At 32.4% G+C, this 1,765-nt stretch carries 2 protein-coding genes; one reads left to right on the top strand and one right to left on the bottom strand.

Annotated elements, in window-relative coordinates:
* Nucleotides 1-853 (top strand): PLP-dependent aminotransferase family protein (locus tag V7147_RS23065; protein ID WP_335370142.1); only part of this gene is annotated, 853 nt, incomplete at its 5' end.
* A gap of 294 nt (nt 854-1,147) precedes the next feature.
* On the opposite strand, the gene V7147_RS23060 is transcribed toward V7147_RS23065, so the two are convergent.
* On the bottom strand, nt 1,148-1,702 hold the full coding sequence (locus V7147_RS23060; RefSeq protein WP_335370141.1) for a hypothetical protein: 555 nt from the start codon (nt 1,700-1,702) through the stop codon (nt 1,148-1,150).
* Nucleotides 1,703-1,765: the final 63 nt, after the last annotated feature.

Genomic DNA, 1,765 nt, shown 5'->3' with positions numbered 1-1,765 from the left:
TACTTATTTCGGTTTCATTGAGTCCATCAACCTACACCAAACTACTACTTTTGGAATTGAGTTATCGATGGAAGGGATTGATTTTGATCGTCTTGAATACATTTTTCGAAATAATGATATAAAATTCTTCTATATTATCCCGAGATTTCACAATCCACTTGGACATTGTTACACGAATAGTGAAAAGAAAAAAATTGTAGAGCTAGCAGAAAAATATGATGTATATATAGTGGAGGATGACTTTTTAGGGGACCTTGATCCAAATGCAAAATCAGATCCTTTATTTTCTTTTGATCCGTCTGGAAGAGTGATTTATATAAAAAGCTTTTCGAAAGTTTTTCTTCCAGGGTTAAGGATTGCTACGGTCGTACTTCCTACATTAATGATTAACAATTTTTTACGATATAAATTTAGTTCGGATTTTAATAGTTCAGCACTTTCTCAAGGTGCGCTAGAAATCTATTTGAAAAGTGGAATGTTTAATGGCCATCTCAAAAGAATAAAAGAACTATACCGTACTAAAATGCAAATCCTTCAAGAAGCATGTGAGTTATTGCTACCGGCTAATACTCATTTTTCCAAACCGACATCAGGTTTCTATATATCCATCAATTTGCCCGAAAATGTGACAGCAAAACAAGTAGTCCATAGGCTGAGCGAGGAGCATATATATGTTGATGATGCCTCTAGAATGTTTTTACCAGAATATAAGAAGGATAATCTCCTTCGATTAAGCATCTCTCAAGTGAACGAAAGACAAATTAAACTAGGGGTAGAGAGATTGGCTCACTGTATTGCTTTAATTGACAGTAGAAAAAATCATATTGCTCCAAATAACTTATTACTCTTTTAGTATGGGTATGTTTATATAGAAGGTAGCGTTAGGATTAAGCAATTTCCAACGTTAAGAAAATATGAATAAAGTCCTGATTAACAAGGACAAAACGGTGTCTTCATCTAATGAGATCACTTTAGATTAAATAACGAATCAGTGCGAACGATAAGTAACCGAAAAAGGCTAGATATATATTTCTAGCCTTTTTATATAACTTTGTGAAAAATTGTACTTAAACTAAACTGCCCGTTAGCCAGTACAGCAAGAAAAAGCTACCCTTGTGACAGCTCTGATCTTTAACTCTTGCACCCATTAGTTGAAGTAATGGACTAATTCAATTTCATTATCGTTTCCATCTAATAGTATAAATTCATCAGGAAGAGGGTTCTCAAAATGGTCAGGCACTTTTTCGTATATAAGTAATGATTCGTCATCAGGCATGTTCAATTTAAGGTCATGTATCTTATTTTTTGAATTGATTAAAATAGTATTGATTTTCAAATTAGGGTTTTTCCCATACAAGACTATGTACTTACCTTCACTTGTTTCTATTAACCGATTATTAATTAAACTCCCGCCATGACTACTCGTAACTATTTTCAACTTACCATTTATTCCTTCAACAAGGTGAGCGTATCCATACCCTTCATGGAATTGAAATAATGATACATATGATTTTGAATCATCAAGTTGTACCACATTTAGTATTTTAGGTTCATAAACTTCCATACTATACCCTCTATTTAGCCAAACTTTTAAACTTGATTGGATAGCTTCTTTATCATTTTCAATTTTATATTCATTAAAATAGTAAAATGAAAATCCAATGCCGAACACTAAAAGAAAAAATAATATTTTTATTTTCATTCTGACTCTATCCCCCTCCAAATTCTCTTATTATTTTCCACTAAACTGCCCCGTTTGTTCAAT

It is taken from the genome of Bacillus sp. JJ1521 (assembly GCF_036965165.1).
Lineage (GTDB): Bacteria > Bacillota > Bacilli > Bacillales > Bacillaceae_L > Ferdinandcohnia.
The sequence above is the reverse complement of the archived record's forward strand: the minus strand, read 5'-3'. Positions and strand labels throughout refer to the sequence as shown.